This is a genomic window from Rhizobium phaseoli (assembly GCF_003985125.1).
Taxonomy (GTDB): domain Bacteria; phylum Pseudomonadota; class Alphaproteobacteria; order Rhizobiales; family Rhizobiaceae; genus Rhizobium; species Rhizobium phaseoli.
Genome location: NZ_ML133641.1, coordinates 1 through 1,051 on the forward strand (window position 1 = coordinate 1; position 1,051 = coordinate 1,051).

General features: G+C 58.9%; 1 protein-coding gene. It reads left to right on the forward strand.

The window, feature by feature from the left end:
* The first annotated feature begins 93 nt into the window (after positions 1–93).
* A protein-coding gene (locus tag EFD56_RS32505; protein ID WP_097622115.1) for an IS630 family transposase occupies positions 94–1,042 on the forward strand; the annotation gives its coding sequence in 2 pieces (ribosomal slippage) (positions 94–429 and positions 431–1,042; 948 coding nt in all).
* Positions 1,043–1,051 lie beyond the last annotated feature (9 nt).

The window sequence follows — 1,051 nt, forward strand, 5'->3', positions numbered from 1 at the left end:
TAGAGCGTATCTGGATTTAGTTGAATCGGAAGGGATTCCGTTTTTGGCTGTTTTGTGATTCAAGATGCTGGCTGGAGTGGAGGCCAGCATCGGATGACTCGACCTCTTTCAAATGATCTTCGCAAGCGTGTTGTTGATGCAATCGAAGCCGGCGAGAGCTGCCGGTCGGTGGCGGTGCGGTTCGGTATTGCCGTGTCTTCAGCGGTGAAGTGGTCTCAGCGCTACCGTTCGAGCGGATCTGTCGCGCCTGGGAAGATGGGCGGCCACCGCAAGCGGGTTCTTGAGCCGTACCGAGCGTTTATCGCCGAGCGGATCAACCAGACGCCGCATGTGTCACTGAACAGGTTGAAGGAAGAACTGGCCGCGCGAGGGGTGAAGGTATCCCACGACACCGTATGGCAGTTTCTGCGGCGCGAGGGACTACGGTTCAAAAAAAACACTGTTCGCCCTTGAGCAGGCGCGCGCTGACGTCGCGCGACGGCGACAGCGCTGGCGATCCTGGCAGGCTGGCCTTGATCCAAGCCGGCTGGTCTTCATCGATGAAACCTGGATCAAGACCAACATGGCGCCGCTTCGAGGCTGGGGGCCGAAGGGCAAACGGCTGCGCAGCTTCGCCCCGCACGGACATTGGCGCACCCTGACTTTCCTCGGCGCGTTGCGCTGCGATCGGCTCACCGCGCCTTGTGTCTTCGATGGACCGATCAACGGTGAGTGCTTTCGTGCTTATGTCGAACAGCAACTCGTACCGGTGCTCAAACCCGGCGATATCGTCGTGATGGATAATCTCGGCTCCCACAAGTCGGTCGCCATCCGTCAGATGATCCGCAACGCTGGTGCTCGGCTCTGGTACCTGCCGCCATACTCCCCCGACCTTAACCCGATCGAACAGGCTTTCGCCAAAATCAAGCACTGGATGCGCCTGGCTCAGAAGCGAACCATCGATGACACCTGGCGCCACATCGGACACCTCGTCACAACCATCGAGCCCAGCGAATGCAGCAACTACTTCGCCAATGCCGGATATGCTTCCGTGAAAACCTGAAACGCTCTA